We start from the raw sequence: 17,471 nt of genomic DNA on the forward strand, positions 1-17,471 counted from the left end.
TCATTCCTCCTCCGAGTTCCGTGCGGCGAACAGCGCATCCAGCTTGCGCTCATAATCGTAGTAGCCGAGATATCGGTACAGCTCCTCGCGCGTCTGCATTTCGCCAAGCACGGAGGCTTGAGACCCTTGCTCCCGAATCGTCTGATATACCTTTAACGCTGCCGCATTCATCGCACGGAAGGCCGACAACGGATACAGCACCAGCGATACCCCGGCCGCTGCCAGCTCATCCACCGTGAAGAGCGGGGTCCGCCCGAACTCCGTCACGTTCGCGAGCACCGGTACCTTCACCACGTCCGTGAATGCCTTATACTCCTCCAAACTCCCGGCCGCCTCCAGAAAAATCATATCCGCACCGGCCTCCACATACGCCTGCGCCCTTGCGACAGCGCCTTCCATGCCTTCCGAAGCAAGCGCATCCGTACGTGCCATGAGCACAAAATCCGCGTCAATCTTCGCATCTGCCGCGCTTCGGATACGATCCACCATCTCCGCAGGGCTGACGATGGCTTTGTTCGGTCGATGCCCGCAGCGCTTGGCGGCCACCTGATCCTCAATATGAATGCCAGCGGCACCGGCGCGGATCATCTCGCGTACGGTGCGCGCAATGTTAAACGCCGAACCGAAGCCGGTATCGGCGTCCACAAGCAGCGGCAATTCAACCGCGCTGCTGATGCGCCGCACGTCCTCCAGCACATCGCCCTGCGTCGTAATTCCGAGGTCCGGCAATCCGTACGATGCGTTTGCCACTCCTGCACCAGACACATACAGCGCGCGAAAACCCGCCGATTCGGCGAGCAGCGCGGCATAAGCATGAATCACTCCTGCCACCTGAAGCGGCTTCTCTTGCTGCAGCGCCTCTCGAAGCCGGCTTCCCGGCGAGCTGCGATTCGTTGATCCCATATGCCCTCATCTCCCTCCACAACAGACCGCAAGCAAACACCGTTCAGATTAACTGTTATCCTCTTAACTGCCTCGCAGCAGCTCGCCGGAAATCACCAGCCGATGAATTTCGTTCGTACCCTCGTAGATTTGCGTCACTTTCGCATCGCGGAACAGCCGCTCCGCATGCAATTCAGCCGCCAGACCGCTGCTGCCGCACCACTGCAGCGTCTTCGTCGTCGCATGCATTGCGGTATCGCTGGCGAACATCTTCGCCATGGACGCTTCCTTCGTGCACCGCACGCCGCGCTGATGCATATCCGCCGCGCGATACACGAGCAGCGCAGCCGCCTCCACCTGCGCCGCAAGCTCCCGATACTCCGCCGCGGCTCTGCTCCGTTCCCGATGAGGCAGCGCACGCAGCAGCTGCTCGCTCAAAGTCAGCGCCGCTCGCGCAATCCCGAGCGCCTGCGCGCCAATGCCAATCCGCCCGCCGTTCAGCGCCGATTTGGCAATGGCGAAGCCTTGCCCTTCCTCGCCGAGGCGCTGGCCCGCCGGCACGATCGCATCCTCCAGGATCAGCTCGCAGGTGTTCGATCCGTGCAGCCCCATTTTTTTCTCTTTTTTACCCACCCGAAAGCCCGGCGTATCCTTATCAACGAGAAAAGCAGTTATCCCGCCTACACTGCCGCTTTGCCCGTTATGCACCGATGCGAACAGCACGTATTGGTCGGCTTCACCCGCATTCGTTATAAACACCTTCGTGCCGTTCAGCACATAGTTATCCTCATGTCGAACCGCTGCCGTCCGAATCGTCGAGGCATCTGAGCCTGCATGCGGCTCGGTTAACGCAAAAGCGCCTAACCATTCCCCAGAGGCGAGCTTAGGCAGACACCTCATTTTCTGCTCCGACGTGCCGTGATATAGAATCGGAAGCGTCCCAACCGACGTATGCACCGACAAAATAACCCCAACCGTCGCACTTACCCGAGCGATTTCTTCAATGGTGAGCATATAGGAGGTTAGCTCCAGCCCGCTTCCGCCCCATGCAGCCGGCACAGGCAGCCCCATCAAGCCCCTCGCGCCCATCTCCCTCACGAGCTGCGCCGGAAAACGGTCATGCTCCTCCATTTCAGGGATGAATTTGGCTACTTCCTGCATGGCAAAATCTCGGACCCTCGCACGCAACCGTTCTTGCTCATCCGTAAAATGCAGCAGCATAGCAACGGTCACCCCCCTTCGTACGCGTAGAAGCCTCGCCCGCTCTTGCGACCCAGCCAACCGGCTGCAACATAATTGCGAAGCAGCGGACAAGGCCGGTATTTGGAATCGCCGAAGCCTTCGTGCAGCGTTTCCATGATGGCAAGGCAGGTGTCGAGCCCAATCAGGTCAGCCAATGCCAGCGGGCCCATCGGATGATTCATGCCCAGCTTCATCACGCCGTCGACGGCTTCGATCGAAGCCACGCCTTCATACACTGTGTACACGGCCTCATTGATCATAGGCATCAGAATGCGGTTGGACACGAATCCCGGAAAATCCCGCACCTCCAGCGGCGTCTTCCCCATCCGCTCCGCCAGCTTCGCAATGGTGGCATAGACATCATCCGATGTTCGCAAGCCACGAATGATTTCGACGAGCTTCATGACCGGAACGGGGTTCATAAAATGCATCCCGATCACCTGTTCCGGCCGCCCCGTCACCGCTGCCAATTCTGTGAGCGACAGCGATGACGTATTGCTTGCCAGAATCGCCCCTTGCCCGCAAATACCATCAAGCTTAGCTAACAGGGCCTTCTTCACCGGCATGCTTTCGGTTACCGCTTCGATGACAAGATCAGCGCCTGAGGCAGCCTCCAAGTCAGCCGCGGCGGTTATGCGCCCAAGCGCCTGCATGGCCGACTCTTCCGTGATTCTGCCTTTCGCAACGCTGCCGGTGAGCTGCATGCCGATTTGCGCCAATGCCTTGCTGATGCGTCCCGCTTCCGCATCATGCAGCAGCACTTGGCAGCCTGCCTGCGCGGCAACAAGCGCGATGCCGCTTCCCATCTGGCCTGCTCCGACGACCGACACATGGTGGATATCTGCCATGAATGACTCCCGCCTTCCCTAGCCCTTCTGCCTTTACCCTGCCATTGCTTTTTCACTTGTTTCTATACCTCAAATTCCAACCTAGTCCACCCGAACCAACACGGCATCGCCTTGACCGCCGCCGCTGCAAATCGCGGCAATCCCAAGCCCCCCGCCGCGCCGCTTCAAGTCGTTGATCAGCGTCATCACAATCCGCGCTCCGCTTGCCCCGACAGGATGGCCGAGCGCGATCGCGCCGCCGTGCACGTTGACCTTGTCGGCATCCCAGCCTGCCAGCTTGCCGCAGGCCAAGACGACGACCGCGAACGCTTCGTTGATCTCGAAGCGGTCAATCGCATCCATCGCGAGCCCGTGCTGCTGCAGCAGCTTCTGCACGGCAAAAGCCGGCGCAATGGGATAGTTGCGCGGCTCCACGCTAACCGCGGCATGACCGAGCAGCACGGCCTGCGGAACGTAGCCATTCTGCAGCGCCCTGCTCTTCGCGGCCACAACGAGCGCGGCCGCACCATCGTTAAGCCCTGGGGCATTGCCGGCCGTAATCGTGCCGGAATTGCCGGCAGCGAATACCGGATTCAGCGCTGCCAGCTTCTCTGCGCTTGTGTCTCCGCGGGGAGCCTCATCCTTATCGATCGCGAACACGTGGCTCTGCGTCGGCACTGCGCCAGGTAATGGAACGGGGATAATTTCCGAATGAAAGTAGCCCTGCAGGCTGCTCTGGACGGCACGCTCGTGACTGCGCAGCGCCCATGCATCCTGCTCCAAGCGGCTAATGCCATATTCAGCGGCAATGTTGTCGGCATAGTCCCCCATATGCATATCAGCGAAAGCGCAGCGTAACCCATCGCGGAGCAATAGATCCGCTGCCCGGCCATCCCCAAGACGCATGCCTGACCGAGCTTCGGTCAACGCATACGGCACTTGGCTCATGCTCTCCATGCCGCCTGCGACGATCAGCTCCGCATCGCCGGCTGTTATGATTTGCGAGGCCATCGTCAGTGCCCGCATCCCGGAGGCGCACACTTTATTGATGGTCTCAGCCGGCACCGTATGGCTGACTCCTGCCAGTATGGATGCTTGCCTTGCCGGATTCTGGCCCGCTCCCGCTTGAACGGCCATGCCCATAATGACCTCATCCACTGCCGCAGGCGAGATACCCCCGCGCTGCAGCGCGCCTTCAATGGCGAGTGCGCCAAGCCGAGTCGCCTTCATCCCCTTCAGCGCTCCGCCAAACTTGCCGAAGGCCGTCCGAGCGCTCCCTACAATGACGAGCTCAGCCATGGCGTCGCCCCCTTTCCTTTCCGCTTCCGCCACTGCCTCTTCCTTTGGGCTGCGGCATTTTCGAACTGAGGTCCAGTCCTTTGAAAATCTGCACCGCCTTCGCATCGCGCATGAACCGTTCTACCGGATATTCCTTCATATAGCCATAACCGCCATAGACCTGAACGGCATGAATCGTCGACGTCATCGCCGCATCCGCGGCAAAGCTAAGCGCCAGCGCAGCTTCCCAGCCTTCACCGTCCGTAAGCCCCCGATCCTCCTGCCAAGCGGCTTGATACACAAGAAGCTTCGATGCATCGGCGGCAGTCCGCATATCCGCCAGCATCCAGGCCACCGCCTGATGTTTCGCGATCGGCTTGCCGAACTGCGAACGCGCCTTGGCATAACCAAGCGCAGCTTCCGAAGCGCCTTGGGTAATTCCCGCGGCAACCGCGGCAAGGCCGTAGCGCACACCTGCCGCCGCACGGCCTGCGATCGCGCCGCCTTGGCCGTCACGACCGATTCGCTGCCGCTTCGGTACGCGGCAATCCTGAAATTTCAAATGCGCCATTCCCGCCGAGCGCAAACCAAGCTTCTTCGTGACCGGCTGAATCAAGAGGCCGGGGCAGTCTTTCTCGATAATAAAAGCGCTGTAGCGCTTGCGTCTCCCTCCCGCGCTTTCTCCGGTTACCGCGTAAATGATGAAGAAGTCTGCCGTCGTGCCGCCGAGGATATATTTTTGCTGACCGTTTAGGACATAACACTCCTCTTCTACCCCATCGTCCTGCAACTGCAATTGCCCAAAGACGCCAATTCGAAGTGTGGTATTCGGATCAACCGCCCCCGGAAGCACGCCCGTACCCATGCTGTTCCCATCGATAAGTCTCTTCAGATAATGACGCTTCAGCTCCACGCTCCCGAACCGATGCAGCGGCCACGCCGACAGAAAAACATGCGCCCACAGCGCCGCGCCAAGCGACGCGCTTACGCGGGACAGCTCCTCCAGCACCAGCACAAAACTGAGAAATCCTCCACCTGCGCCCCCGTCCTCCTCGGGCCAAGGCAATGCCGTAAAACCTAGCTGCGCCATCGCGTCAAACGAACGCCTGTCGAATAATTCGGCCTCATCCAGTCCGCCTGCTTCCCTTGCAACCTCATGCTCCGCAAACCGTGCCGCCATCTCGCGAATCATCAATTGTTCTTCCGTCAGAGAGAATTTCACCTCATACGCTCCCCCTTCTTGAATCAGACAGAAGCGTTGCCTGCTATTTGGCGCTTATTACATCGTATTTTCGCCGGGGCCGATTCATGATAGAGTGGGAACAAAGGCCTCATGTTTTGACCATTACGGGTTGGAGATGATTAACGGATGAATGGTGAGAATAAGCTCGATAATCAAGCAAAAGATGAATCGCTCGCGGCAGTATTTCCGGATGCCTATACGGCGGTGAAGACCGGAAATGTAGAGCTGCTCAAGCAGCTGCTGCAGGCGCATCCCGCTTTGGCGAATGCCAGGTCGCTGCAAGGCAGAACGCTGCTGCATCATCTATGTGACTGGCCCGGACATTATCCGAACCAGCTTGAAATTGGACAAGCGCTGCTGGATGCGGGAGCAGATGTTAATGCGAGGGCTATTGATCCGGAGCGCGGAGAAACGTCGCTGCAATGGACGGCCAGCAACGACGATGTTGCGATGGCGACCTTGCTGCTGGATGCCGGCACGCCAATCGACGGCTTGAATGATGACCGCAGACCGCTTGCGCAATCCCTTTGGTATGGCTGCACGAAGGTGACGAAACTGCTCGTTCGCCGAGGCGCGGCGCTGGATCTCGAGCTTGCTGCTGCCGTAGGCCGAGTCGATTTGCTTCCCTCCTTCTTCAGCTCGGATGGAACGCTTCTGCCTAGCGCAGGCAAACACCGCGAGCCTGTAAATACAACGACTCCAAGCGCTCCCGAGGAGCTGCTGCAGCAAGCGCTCATCTATGCCATTATTGGAGGCAGCTACGAATCCGCCGCCTATCTGCTTGACCGCGGTGCCGATGTGAACGGCATTCCTTCCGGCTTTGACCATACCGGAGCAGCACCGCTCCACTGGGCAGCGGCCGGTACGAATACGGCCATCATCCATCTGCTCCTGGACCGAGGCGCCGATCTGAATGGGAGAGATCGCCGTTATAACGGTACGCCGCTCGGATGGGCCAATCATTTCAAACGCACCGAGCACGAAGAGCTGCTGCGCAGTTTAGGCGGCTTGTAGAAACAAGAGAAAAGGCCGAGCAGTCTTCCCCTCGCATGCGAGTGGAGACCGTTCGGCCTTCTTCATGTATCCGTACATCACTTCGGCGCTGTCATGCCCATCTGTTCCCATTCTTCCTTGGAAGGACCGTACAAACCCGCAACAGGCAGTCCGGCTTGGCGCATCAGGACGGTCAGTTGACCGCGATGATGGACCTCATGTTTGATGAAGAGCTGCATCGTCAGACCATTCTCCCAAACCTCGCCGAAAATGTTATGGCTCTCAAGCAGCTTCTCATCGGACCACTGCGAAGCCGCTTCAAGAATGGAAGCCGCTGTTTCGCGGTAGGTTGCGGCAATAACCGCTGCCGATTGCGGCGGTTCTGATTTGGCAGCCGGGGCCTTGAAATCAAGTCCGATACGGCGCAGCATCCCTGTATCATCGTGGATCAAATGCCATGCCAATTGGCCAATTGTTCTGCGACCTTCTCCGACCGCTTGAGTCAGCGATTCATCCGTCAGCAGATCAAGAAGTTTCTGCGTCCCTTGCGATTCATCTTTATAGTCTTCAATAAAATCCTTTACCGTTCTAAACATTGCCTATCGCCTCCATAACCTGCTTCGAATTCCTTCTCGCATTTACTATATCGCAGGTCTACTGACAACAGCATGTCAGTCGAGTTCAACTTTTATTCGTTGTTCATGCCGGCTAGTTTCTTTAGCACCATATTCAGTTCGGGATGACGGCCCAGAATCTGTTCATATTGGGCTTTCGCCTCCGCTTGCTTGCCCGCGATTGCTGTCAGATCCGCCAGCGCAAGATCCGCTTTCCAATCGGCAATGGCAGCATCCGCCGTAACGGTTCCCCGATACGTACGGAAGGCCTCCTTCGATTCTTTGAGGCTGCGCTCTGCCTGCTGCAGCAGAACCCCCGCCTGCCTCATCTTAGCTTTCGCCAAATGATACTTGGCATCCGGGAAGTTCGGCTGCACCTCAAGGGCACGCAAGCAAACGCGCTGTGCTTGCTCATAATCCTTCGTGCTCATATAGATTTTGTTCAAATACATCAGGACATCCAGCAGCCTGCCAAAATTCGGCTTACCCGGCGCAAGCCGCTCCGCTTCTAGGAATAACGCTTTTGCTTTCTCAATGTCCCCTGTCGCAAGCGTCTCTCTGCCATAATAAAGCAGCCAGCCCGGATTGTCCGGTTCCTGCTCCACCATCAGCTTCAGCAGCCGCAAGTTCCGTTCCAGCTTGTTCTGCTGACCCATAATAGCCGGCTCGTAGCCGTCATGATGAAGCCGAATGCGAACCGGACGCCGCATCATGCGGTTGTCGTACATATCTTCGCCTTCAATCACAACCTGCTCGTGAACGCGCCCGTAATAATGCAAGCCGCGATTAAGCGGGAACATCCGTGGATTCGCATAATCAGCCGATATTTTGCCTTGGATCTGATTGACTTGGCATACATTAAGAACCGTGTGCTGAAACCGATCATGGAACATCGATGCCGCCAACCGGACAGCGCCGATGTCCTCCTGAAAGAGCCATTCATCCGCATCCACCCAGAGCACCCAATCGCTCTTGATATGTGGCAGAGCTTGATTTCGTTTCCACGCAAAATCATCATTCAGCGCCACGCTCCGAATAATCTTCACCTTCGGCATATGCTCGACAAGCTCAATCGTGCCGTCCGTAGAATCCGAGTCAATGATAATGATCTCATCCACGGCATCCTGTAAGCTATTGACGCAGCGGACGATACAACGCGCTTCATTCCGCGTCATAATAGCGGCCGCAACGGTTACGGCCGGTTGCAGCTGCCACAATTCCGCTAAATCCTCGCGCTTGTCCCCCGGCGGTTTGCCCGCCAGCACCTTCTGCACCTCGCTCCCCCACTGCGCCTGCGGGTCTAGCACGCTGCCTCTCTCGAAGGCATGTCCTGCTTCTTGAACGCAGCCTTGATGCAGCAGCGCTTCCCCAAGAAACACCCAATTCTGTGCAAGCAGCGGCTGGCTGCGCAGACTATCCAGTGCGAGCTTCTCCGCCAGTTTGAACTTGCGGGCCGTTAGCGCTTGACGAATGGCGTTCGAAGCTGACTGTTTTCTATCCGTTGCCTGATTCAAGGGCTCATTCTCCTTTGGGTTGAGTTGAAAAGAAAAGGCCAACCTGAAATGAGTTGGCCATTGGTTAAACTTCTTTACTTTCTTCTAAGCGGATCCTGGGTCTATTTCCGTCCAAGCAACATTCATGTACAGGGTGAGTACTCTGGTGATATTGCCGTCCGTAATGGTTACGGTTATAAACTCGCTGTCGCCCGGGTACATGGCCTCTGAATTAACGTCAAAATGTAACGTTGTCCCATTCAATGTGGCTCCGGGATCATGAATCATGTATTCACTTTCAACACCTACGAGCGTCAATGAACCTACGTCCATGCCCGCTAACAGCCCTGCAAGTTCTTTATCGATACTAAAGTCGTCTACAATATCAATGCTATCATCATAGATAATGAAGGTACGATAAGAATAACCGGTGCCAAACGGCAGACCATCCGATGTCATGATATCCAGTGTCGCAGAACCGTTTTCCATCCCTGCTGTTACAAACAGCTTCCCGTCAGCGTAGGTGGCAGTGACACAGCTGCTATTGTCGCCGCAGATCGAATCGTCAGGATCTGCAATAACCGAAGTAATAGGATCTCCCTCGGCATCCGTGATTGCCAGCTCAACCGTTTCGCCTTTCTTAAGCAGGATCGGTGGCGCTTCTCCACCGCCATCTAAAGTCGGAGCCGTATTTTCCCGAATTCGGAGCGTGTAGCTTTTTTCGATCCCATCTGCCGTACGCCCTTTGACTTCAACCTCTGACACAGTCGTAAATGTTACATCCGTCGACAGGTTCAGCCATGGATCAACCGTCCAGACGCCTAGCGTATAACTGCCGATACCCTTGATCTCTTCTTCGTTATAAGCGGTAACTTGGAATTCAACGGCATTATGGAAGATGTCTTTCATGTCTAAATAAGCATTGTGATCCTCGTAACCCTCGTTATTGTCGAAGAACTGCACGCCAATATCTTTGAAACCGATCCCTACATACAGGTTGAAAGTATCTGTAATCGTCAAACCGTATCCGTCTCTAGCTGAAACGACAACAGTGACAATATCATCATCTTCCAACGGAACCGTTAACGTCGACTCTTCAATCGGCAGCATTGCGCCTGATTCCGCGTCAAACGCAACATAATCGAAATAACCATAGAAATATTCGGATAGATCAACGGTATACTCATCTTGATCATTGCTGATTTCCTCTACATCCGGAAGGTTGCCTCCATCGACCTGAACCATAACCGGGGCCGAAACATACGTTTCAAAGCCGTCATCGCTAGCCTGTAAATCGAAAGAAGTGAAGCCTGGGGAGCCCAGCGCATTCAAATAATAACTCGATCCATTAAGCGTTCCGTTTAAGCTGCTATTGCCTTGGAAGGTTGCACGATACGTAAGCTGCTGACCGTCCACTTCGGTGAAAATCTGAGACAGATCCAGCATGGCCGTTTGATCCGGGCGAAGCTGAATGTAACCTTCCAGACCTACCATACCGGCAATCGGTTCATCGTCTTCCGGCGTAATATTCACCGTAACGGTCACTTCATCCGAATACGAGGTTCCGTCATAGACCTTGAACGTAAAGGAACCCACTCCGTTGGCGTTCTCATTCGGCGTATAAGTGAATTCGCCGGTCTCTTGATCTAGCGTTACGTCTCCTTTTACCTTTGTCCCACCTAAGAAAAATTGTAGACCTTCTCCGTTGCCACCTGCTCCTGATAATGTTCCGGAGACAGGCTCATCTTCAAGCGTTTCAACGGTTTGCGGTATCGCCTTCGGCCTTCCGTCACCAACTGTGATGTATACGGTTGCCGTATTGGAATCCCCCCAACCATCGTTCACCACATAGGTGAATGAGTCACTGCCACTATAGCCTTCCGTAGGTGTATAAGTAAACATCCCCGGCTCCGGCTCATTCATGATCAATTCACCGTGTTGAGGTCCCTCTAACAGGCTATAGCTTAATATGTCATTCGTGTTCACATCACTGCCTTCCAAAACATAGGCATGCGATTCAGCTTCCGGCACTTGAAGCTCCATATCGGATGCAGTCGGCAGTTCATTTTCAGCTATTGAAATTACTACGGAAGCAATATTGGAATACTTCTTTCCGTCATAAACTTGATACGCAAACGAATCCGCGCCGGATACGCCGCTCATCGGTGTATAAGTAAACTCGCCCGTTTCCGGATTCAATTCCACGCTGCCTGCACCTGGGGAAAGATAAATGGAATAGGTCAATTCATCCCCATCTGCATCCCCGCCGCGCAAGATATCCTCGTACGGAGCATTCCCCGTCACTGCGATTTCAAAGTCTTCCGCTATCGGAGCTGCATTTACCGAGTGTATTGAAATGGATACGGTCGCTTCCTGGGAATACCCTGTTCCATCATAGACCCTATAAGTAAACGAATCGAATGCTTGCTCACTGCCATCCTGTTGATACGTAAAATGACCTAATTCGGTTGAACTTATCGTCACTGTACCGTGGCTTGCCGCAGTTACAATGCTATATGACAGCGAATCGCCTTCATCAAGATCCTCACCCCAAAGATTTCCTTCAACACTGCTGCCAACGTTGACATCCACACTTAATTCATTCGCAGTAGGCAGATCGTTTACAGGCTTGACTGTGATCGAAACGGTAGCTGGTGCCAGCGAATCCTCCGTTCCGTCATTCACCTTATAAGTAAAGGAGTCGGTTCCCGAATAATCCTCATAAGGTGTGTACCTAAACTGATTTAACTCGAGTGAGCTGTAGCTCAGTGTCCCGTGACTTGGTGTCGAGGTAGCTACGAATGAAAGAATGTCCGCTTCATCAAAATCCGTCCCGGTAAACGTACCCACATAGCTGCCATCTTCATCCACTTCGATGCTAATCGCATTCGCTACCGGTTTATCGTTCACCGGATTGATCGTGATAGATACTGTCACAGGCACGGAATCGACCGTTCCATCGTTAGCCGCGTAGGTAAAGGAGTCCGTGCCGTTATAATCCGCTTCCGGCGTGTACCTAAACTGATTCAACTCGAGCGAGTCATAGCTTAGCGTTCCGTGACTTGGTAACGATGCAGTTGCGAATGTAAGGATATCCGCCGCATCTGCGTCCGTTCCGGTGAACGTACCCACATAGCTGCCATCTTCATCCACTTCAAAGCTGATCGCATCCGCTACCGGCTTATCGTTCACAGGATTGATCGTAATGGAAACCGTCACCGCTTGCGAGGTCATCGTTCCGTCGAATACAACATACGTAAACGAGTCTGCTCCGCTTACTCCCGGATTAGGCGCGTAAGTAAATGCACCTGTTTCGTCTGAAAAGGTTAACTGACCTTTACTCGGATCGGATCCAATTCGATAGGTCAGTCCATCATGATCCTTATCTACGCCGCTCATATTGCCTGTGTAGCTGCCATCCTCAACCACTTCAAAACTAATCGCGTTCGCTTCCGGCCGATCATTCAATGGGTTGATGGTAATCGAGACGGTTACCGCTTCCGAGTCTTCCGTTCCATCGTTCGCCACATAAGTGAAGCTATCCGTTCCGCTAAAGTCCGCTGCCGGCGTATATCTAAACTTATTCAATGCCAGCGAGCCAAAGCTCAGCGTACCGTTGCCCGGCTGAGAGATCACTTTGTACGTAAGTGTGTCTGTCTCATCTACATCCGTGCCGCTGTACGTACCCACATAGCTGCCATCCTCATCCACTTCAAAGCTGATCGCGTTCACTACCGGTTTATCGTTCTTCGGTGTAACGGTGATCGATACTGTCACTGGCAACGATTCGCCGGTTCCATCATTCGCCACATAGGTGAAAGAGTCCGTGCCGTTGTAGTTCGCTGCCGGTGTGTATCTAAACTGGTTCAACTCCAGCGAGCTGTAGCTTAGCGTACCGTGACTTGGTATCGATGCAGTTGCAAATGAAAGAATGTCCGCCGCATCTGCATCCGTTCCAGTAAACGTACCCACATAGCTGCCATCCTCATCCACTTCGAAGCTAATCGCACTCGCTACCGGTTTATCGTTCACCGGATCGATCGTGATAGATACTGTCACAGGCACTGAATCGACCGTTCCGTCATTCGCCACGTAGGTGAAGGAATCCGAGCCGTTGTAATCCGCTTCCAGCGTGTACCTAAACAGATTCAACTCGAGCGAGTCATAGCTCAGCGTTCCGTGAAGCGGTTGCGAATTAACTTCAAAAGAAAGAATGTCCGCTGCATCTACGTCCGTTCCGGTAAACGTACCCACATAGCTGCCGTCCTCATCGATTTCGAAGCTGATCGCATTTGCTACCGGTTTATCGTTCACTGATTTAATCGTAATCGAAACAGTCGCTTTCAGCGATTCCTCGGTGCCATCATCCGCTACATAGGTGAATGAGTCTGTGCCGTTGTAGTTCGCTGCCGGTGTATACCTAAACTGATTTAACGCCAACGAGCCATAGCTTAACGTACCGTGAAGCGGTTGCGTCTCAGCTTCATATGAAAGAATATCCGACGCATCTACGTCCGTTCCGGTGAACGTACCCACATAGCTGCCATCCTCATCCACTTCGAAGCTAATCGCACTCGCTACCGGTTTATCGTTCACCGGATTGATCGTGATAGATACTGTCACAGGCACCGAATCGACCGTTCCATCGTTCGCCATGTAAGTGAAGCTATCCGCGCCGCTAAAGTCCGCTGCCGGCGTATATCTAAACTGATTCAACTCCATTGAGCTATAACTCAGTGTGCCGTGACCCGGCGGAGAAAACACACTGTATGTAAGTGTATCTGTCTCATCAGCATCCGTTCCGGTGAACGTACCCACATAGCTGCCATCTTCATCCACTTCAAAGCTGATCGCATCCGCTACCGGCTTATCGTTTACAGGATTGATCGTAATGGAAACCGTCACCGCTTGCGAGGTCATCGTTCCGTCGAATACAACATACGTAAACGAGTCTGCTCCGCTTACTCCCGGATTAGGCGCGTAAGTAAATGCACCTGTTTCGTCTGAAAAGGTTAACTGACCTTTACTCGGATCGGATCCAATTCGATAGGTCAGTCCATCATGATCCTTATCGACGCCGCTCATATTCCCTGTGTAACTGCCATCCTCATCCACTTCAAAACTAATCGCATTCGCTTCCGGCCGATCATTCAATGGGTTGATGGTAATCGTGACGGTTACCGCTTCCGAGTCTTCCGTTCCATCGTTCGCCACATAAGTGAAGCTATCCGTTCCGCTAAAATCCGCTGCAGGCGTGTATCTAAACTTATTCAATGCCAGCGAGCCAAAGCTCAGCGTACCGTTGCCCGGCTGAGAGATCACTTTGTACGTAAGTGTGTCTGTCGCATCTACATCCGTGCCGCTGTACGTACCCACATAGCTGCCATCCTCATCCACTTCAAAGCTGATCGCGTTCGCTACCGGTTTATCGTTCTTCGGATGAACTGTGATCGATACTGTCACCTGCTCCGAATCGACCGTTCCATCGTTCGCCACGTAAGTGAAGTTATCCGTTCCGCTAAAGTTCGCAGCAGGCGTATATCTAAACTGATTCAACTCCAGTGAGCTGTAGCTCACCGTTCCATGACCCGGCTGAGAAATCAATTTGTATGTAAGTGTGTCTGTCGTATCTTCATCTGTTCCGGTAAACGTTCCGACATAGCTCTCATCTTCATCGACTTCTAAACTAATCGCATTTGCTACCGGCTTATCGTTCACGGGGTTAATCGTAATCGAAACTGTCGCTTTCAGCGATTCCGCCGTGCCGTCATTCGCCACATAAGTGAAGCTGTCCGTCCCGCTAAACCCCGCTGCAGGCGTATATCTAAACTGGTTCAAATCTAGCGAATCATAACTTAGCGTACCGTGCCCAGGCGGAGTGAGCACGCTGTATGTAAGTGTGTCTGTCTCATCCGCATCCGTTCCGTTAAACGTACCGAGATAGCTGCCGTCTTCATCGACTTCGAAGCTAATTGCACCTGCCACCGGAGGATGATTCACCACTGGCGCAGCCCCAACCGTCACACTAAACAGCTTCGTAGCACTCTCTTCACCATCTGTCCCATCCACTGTAACAATGAGAGACTGCGAGCTTGGATTTACAGCCGTTAGGACTAGAGTACTAGTTTCACTGTAAAGGTGTGCATTGACAAAGGAACTGCTGGATGGAGGGTCAATCAGCTCGAAGGAAAGCTCATCGCCATCTTCGTCGCTGAATAGATCGTTTAATTGAATTTCGGTGTAGGTTCCTGCTGGCATTACGATAGATGTGGTTTCAGGGGAGACAAACGGCGCATGATTCGGCGTCGGCACTGTACTTGAAACGGCGGCTTGCAGGAGTGTGCGGTAATCACCTGTGGAGTGGAATTCGCCGGCGTGGCTGTTGAAATACTTGATAATATCAGCAATCCCCGCTCCGTCTTGATCGGGATCGAGCGCCCCGTTGGCACCGACCTTTAGAGTGAAGCGTTCATGAATGGACATGCTCTCATTCGGCTTATGTACGATGAGATCTACCATGGTGGAGCCGGTTTTTTTGAGGTTAAAAGCCAATTTGTTCGTACTCGTAACCTTAACGTCGGCTACGCTGTTATTCTGGACAACAACGGTATACTCTAGCGTATCCGCCTCTTCAAAAATCGTGTTCAGATCAAGTTGGAAATTACTTCCCGCCTTTATCTTAGAAGCATACTCATTGGCGAGCGTACTGTTGATGCTCTTGATGACGACCGGGAGATTAACCGGCTGCGGGATGGCAACCGGGTCTGCACTGGCAAATCCGGGTACCGCGAGGGCAACCGGAACGGCCAGCGCGGTTGCCGTGCCGAATAGTTGGGCTGCTTTCTTCACGGACTTCAGGCGCTGTTTTCTCTGTTTCTTAGTCATGAACGAACAAATCCTTCCCCTGGCATATATGAAGAGCGGAATCTATGATCGCAATAGGCATTCTATACCATTTATACTACTGCTACTATACCACGTGAGCATTCGATAGAGAATGCGAAAGTGCCATATTTTTGTCATTTTATGACGAAAAAACCGCCCGCGAGAGCATTCCTCTCGCGAAGCGGTTTTGGATTCCGTATTTTTACAAATTATGGTTGATGACTGGTAACAGGCGCGGGATTCTGCTTTACCTTGAACTTAAAGAGGAAGGCAGATAACAGCAGCAGACTACCGTTAATGACGAAGATATAGTGGATCGGCATCATGCCGCCGAGGACGCCTCCGATAATCGGTCCGGCCATCGTTGCAAGCTGCGATGCGGACTGGTTCAAGCTGAATGCTCGTCCACGGAATTCCGATTCGGTATGCTGCACGATCATCGCGTTAATCGACGGATTGACGGCGGCGAAGAACAGACCGTACCCGAACCGCAGCACGCCGAAGCCGATATAACCGGTAACGAAAATTTGCAGCAGATTGCCTATGCCGCCGCCGATAAGCCCAATCAACAGCACCTTCTGATAACCGAGCTTACGCCCCCATTTGCCCCATCTGGGCGCCATAATGACCGTAGCGATACCGACCGCCGAGAAAATAATACCGGAGCTTAATGAAGCTCGATCAGGAGAAATGCCCATATTCAAGACATACAGCGTAATGAGCGGCTCCAGTATCATAACCGAAAAGGTGCTGACAGCTACAAGCATCAGCAGGATCATAAACGGCCGATTGGCCAGCGCATGCTTCAGATCATCACGCACATGCGACCTGACGGCCTTGCGATTGAAATTCTGCTCCTTCGCGAAGAAGGTCGCTACAAGGGCAGAGATTAGAACGATGGCACTGGAGAACAGGAAAGCCTCGCGGTTGCCGATATAATGGCTGACCAAACCGCCGGCGAGCGGTCCGAGAATGCTTCCCGTCGCTCCGGCCGTCGACATGATACCAAGCGCATAGCCTGTCTTCTCTTCCGGCGTATTCGTTGCAACAAGGGCAATAGAGGCAGGCACGAAGCCGGCAAGCAGCCCTTGGAAAATACGGATAAGCAGAAACCAGTACGGATCATGGACAAAATAGTTCAATAAATAAAGTGCGGCAAGACTGAAGCCCGAGCGAATCAACATCGGCTTACGCCCATATTTATCGGCGAGCGAACCCCAGAACGGCGATATCAGCGCACTCGCCAGAAAGGTAATGCCAAAGGCAATGCCGGACCATGCTTCCAGATGATGCTCCACGCCCAGCTCGGTATTTAAGAAGATCGGCAGAAAAGGAATCGAGATGGAGTAGGCCATGCTGCAGAAGAAAACCCCGATCCACAGTACAACTAAGTTCCGTTCCCATGAAAAATTCATTTGCAGCCACTTCCTGACTTATTATCTGTTATCGATTTTCTCCGGATACAGATCGTGATTCATCAGACGGTATTGTGCCATTTCTTCAAACTTAGTGCCCGGACGGCCCCAGTTGGTGTAAGGATCGATCGAAATGCCGCCGCGCGGCGTGAACTTGCCCCATACCTCGATGTAGCGCGGCTCCATGAGCGCGATGAGGTCATTCATGATAATGTTCATGCAATCCTCGTGGAAATCGCCATGGTTACGGAAGCTGAACAGGTACAGCTTGAGCGACTTGCTCTCCACCATTTTCACATCGGGAATATACGAGATATAGATTGTGGCAAAATCGGGCTGTCCCGTAATCGGGCACAGGCTTGTAAACTCCGGGCAGTTGAATTTCACGAAATAATCGCGTCCGATATGTTTGTTATCGAACGATTCCAGCACCTCCGGGCTGTAGTTGAACAGATAGGACGTGCCTTGATTGCCCAACTGCGTAATGCCGCCGCTTTGCAGCTCTTCTTTCGATCTTCCTGACATTTTCACATACACTCCTTGTATTTACTTGGTTCGAGGGTTACTCTTGTTCTAGTAGCTTACACCTTATCGCAGGC

Annotated in this window: 11 protein-coding genes; 1 reads left to right on the plus strand and 10 read right to left on the minus strand. The window is 53.5% G+C overall.

All coding sequences use genetic code 11. From position 1 onward, the window contains the following. The 5 genes from prpB to I8J30_RS27390 all read right to left on the minus strand — a co-directional run bounded on the left by prpB (window position 1) and on the right by I8J30_RS27390 (window position 5,451). Window positions 1–903, minus strand: a complete 903-nt coding sequence (gene prpB / locus I8J30_RS27370; RefSeq protein ID WP_210663602.1) for a methylisocitrate lyase — start codon at window positions 901–903, stop codon at window positions 1–3. A gap of 63 nt (window positions 904–966) precedes the next feature. Beyond that, entirely contained in the window at window positions 967–2,103 is a 1,137-nt protein-coding gene (locus tag I8J30_RS27375; protein WP_210663604.1) for an acyl-CoA dehydrogenase family protein, read from the minus strand. 8 nt (window positions 2,104–2,111) lie between these two features. Next, window positions 2,112–2,972 carry a 3-hydroxybutyryl-CoA dehydrogenase gene (locus tag I8J30_RS27380; protein ID WP_210663606.1) on the minus strand — a complete coding sequence of 287 codons (861 nt, stop codon included), beginning with the start codon at window positions 2,970–2,972 and terminating at the stop codon, window positions 2,112–2,114. Window positions 2,973–3,053: 81 nt separating this feature from the next. After that, on the minus strand, window positions 3,054–4,250 hold the full coding sequence (locus I8J30_RS27385; RefSeq protein WP_210663607.1) for an acetyl-CoA C-acetyltransferase: 1,197 nt from the start codon (window positions 4,248–4,250) through the stop codon (window positions 3,054–3,056). Beyond that, a complete protein-coding gene (locus I8J30_RS27390; protein ID WP_210663609.1) occupies window positions 4,243–5,451 on the minus strand; it encodes an acyl-CoA dehydrogenase family protein in 1,209 nt (402 codons plus the stop codon). The genes I8J30_RS27385 and I8J30_RS27390 overlap by 8 nt, the downstream gene beginning before the upstream one ends. A gap of 147 nt (window positions 5,452–5,598) precedes the next feature. On the opposite strand from I8J30_RS27390, the gene I8J30_RS27395 reads away from it, so the two are divergent. Further along, the gene (locus tag I8J30_RS27395; protein ID WP_210663612.1) at window positions 5,599–6,486 is read left to right on the plus strand and encodes an ankyrin repeat domain-containing protein; all 888 of its coding nucleotides are present in this window, start codon (window positions 5,599–5,601) and stop codon (window positions 6,484–6,486) included. Window positions 6,487–6,563: 77 nt separating this feature from the next. On the opposite strand, the gene I8J30_RS27400 is transcribed toward I8J30_RS27395, so the two are convergent. From I8J30_RS27400 to queF, 5 genes are all read right to left on the minus strand, one after another. Continuing rightward, complete coding sequence (locus tag I8J30_RS27400) at window positions 6,564–7,061, minus strand: DinB family protein (protein ID WP_210663615.1); 498 nt, start codon at window positions 7,059–7,061, stop codon at window positions 6,564–6,566. A 92-nt stretch (window positions 7,062–7,153) separates the two neighbouring features. Beyond that, window positions 7,154–8,593 carry a tetratricopeptide repeat-containing glycosyltransferase family 2 protein gene (locus I8J30_RS27405; protein ID WP_210663617.1) on the minus strand — a complete coding sequence of 480 codons (1,440 nt, stop codon included), beginning with the start codon at window positions 8,591–8,593 and terminating at the stop codon, window positions 7,154–7,156. A gap of 84 nt (window positions 8,594–8,677) precedes the next feature. After that, the gene (locus I8J30_RS27410; protein ID WP_210663619.1) at window positions 8,678–15,457 is read right to left on the minus strand and encodes an Ig-like domain-containing protein; all 6,780 of its coding nucleotides are present in this window, start codon (window positions 15,455–15,457) and stop codon (window positions 8,678–8,680) included. 209 nt (window positions 15,458–15,666) lie between these two features. After that, window positions 15,667–16,872: an MFS transporter gene (locus I8J30_RS27415; RefSeq protein WP_091225400.1), complete on the minus strand. Its 1,206-nt coding sequence runs from the start codon at window positions 16,870–16,872 to the stop codon at window positions 15,667–15,669. Window positions 16,873–16,893: 21 nt separating this feature from the next. Next, the gene (queF, locus tag I8J30_RS27420; RefSeq protein WP_090985217.1) at window positions 16,894–17,397 is read right to left on the minus strand and encodes a preQ(1) synthase; all 504 of its coding nucleotides are present in this window, start codon (window positions 17,395–17,397) and stop codon (window positions 16,894–16,896) included. Window positions 17,398–17,471: the final 74 nt, after the last annotated feature.

Source organism: Paenibacillus lignilyticus (assembly GCF_017942085.1).
Lineage (GTDB): Bacteria > Bacillota > Bacilli > Paenibacillales > Paenibacillaceae > Paenibacillus_Z > Paenibacillus_Z lignilyticus.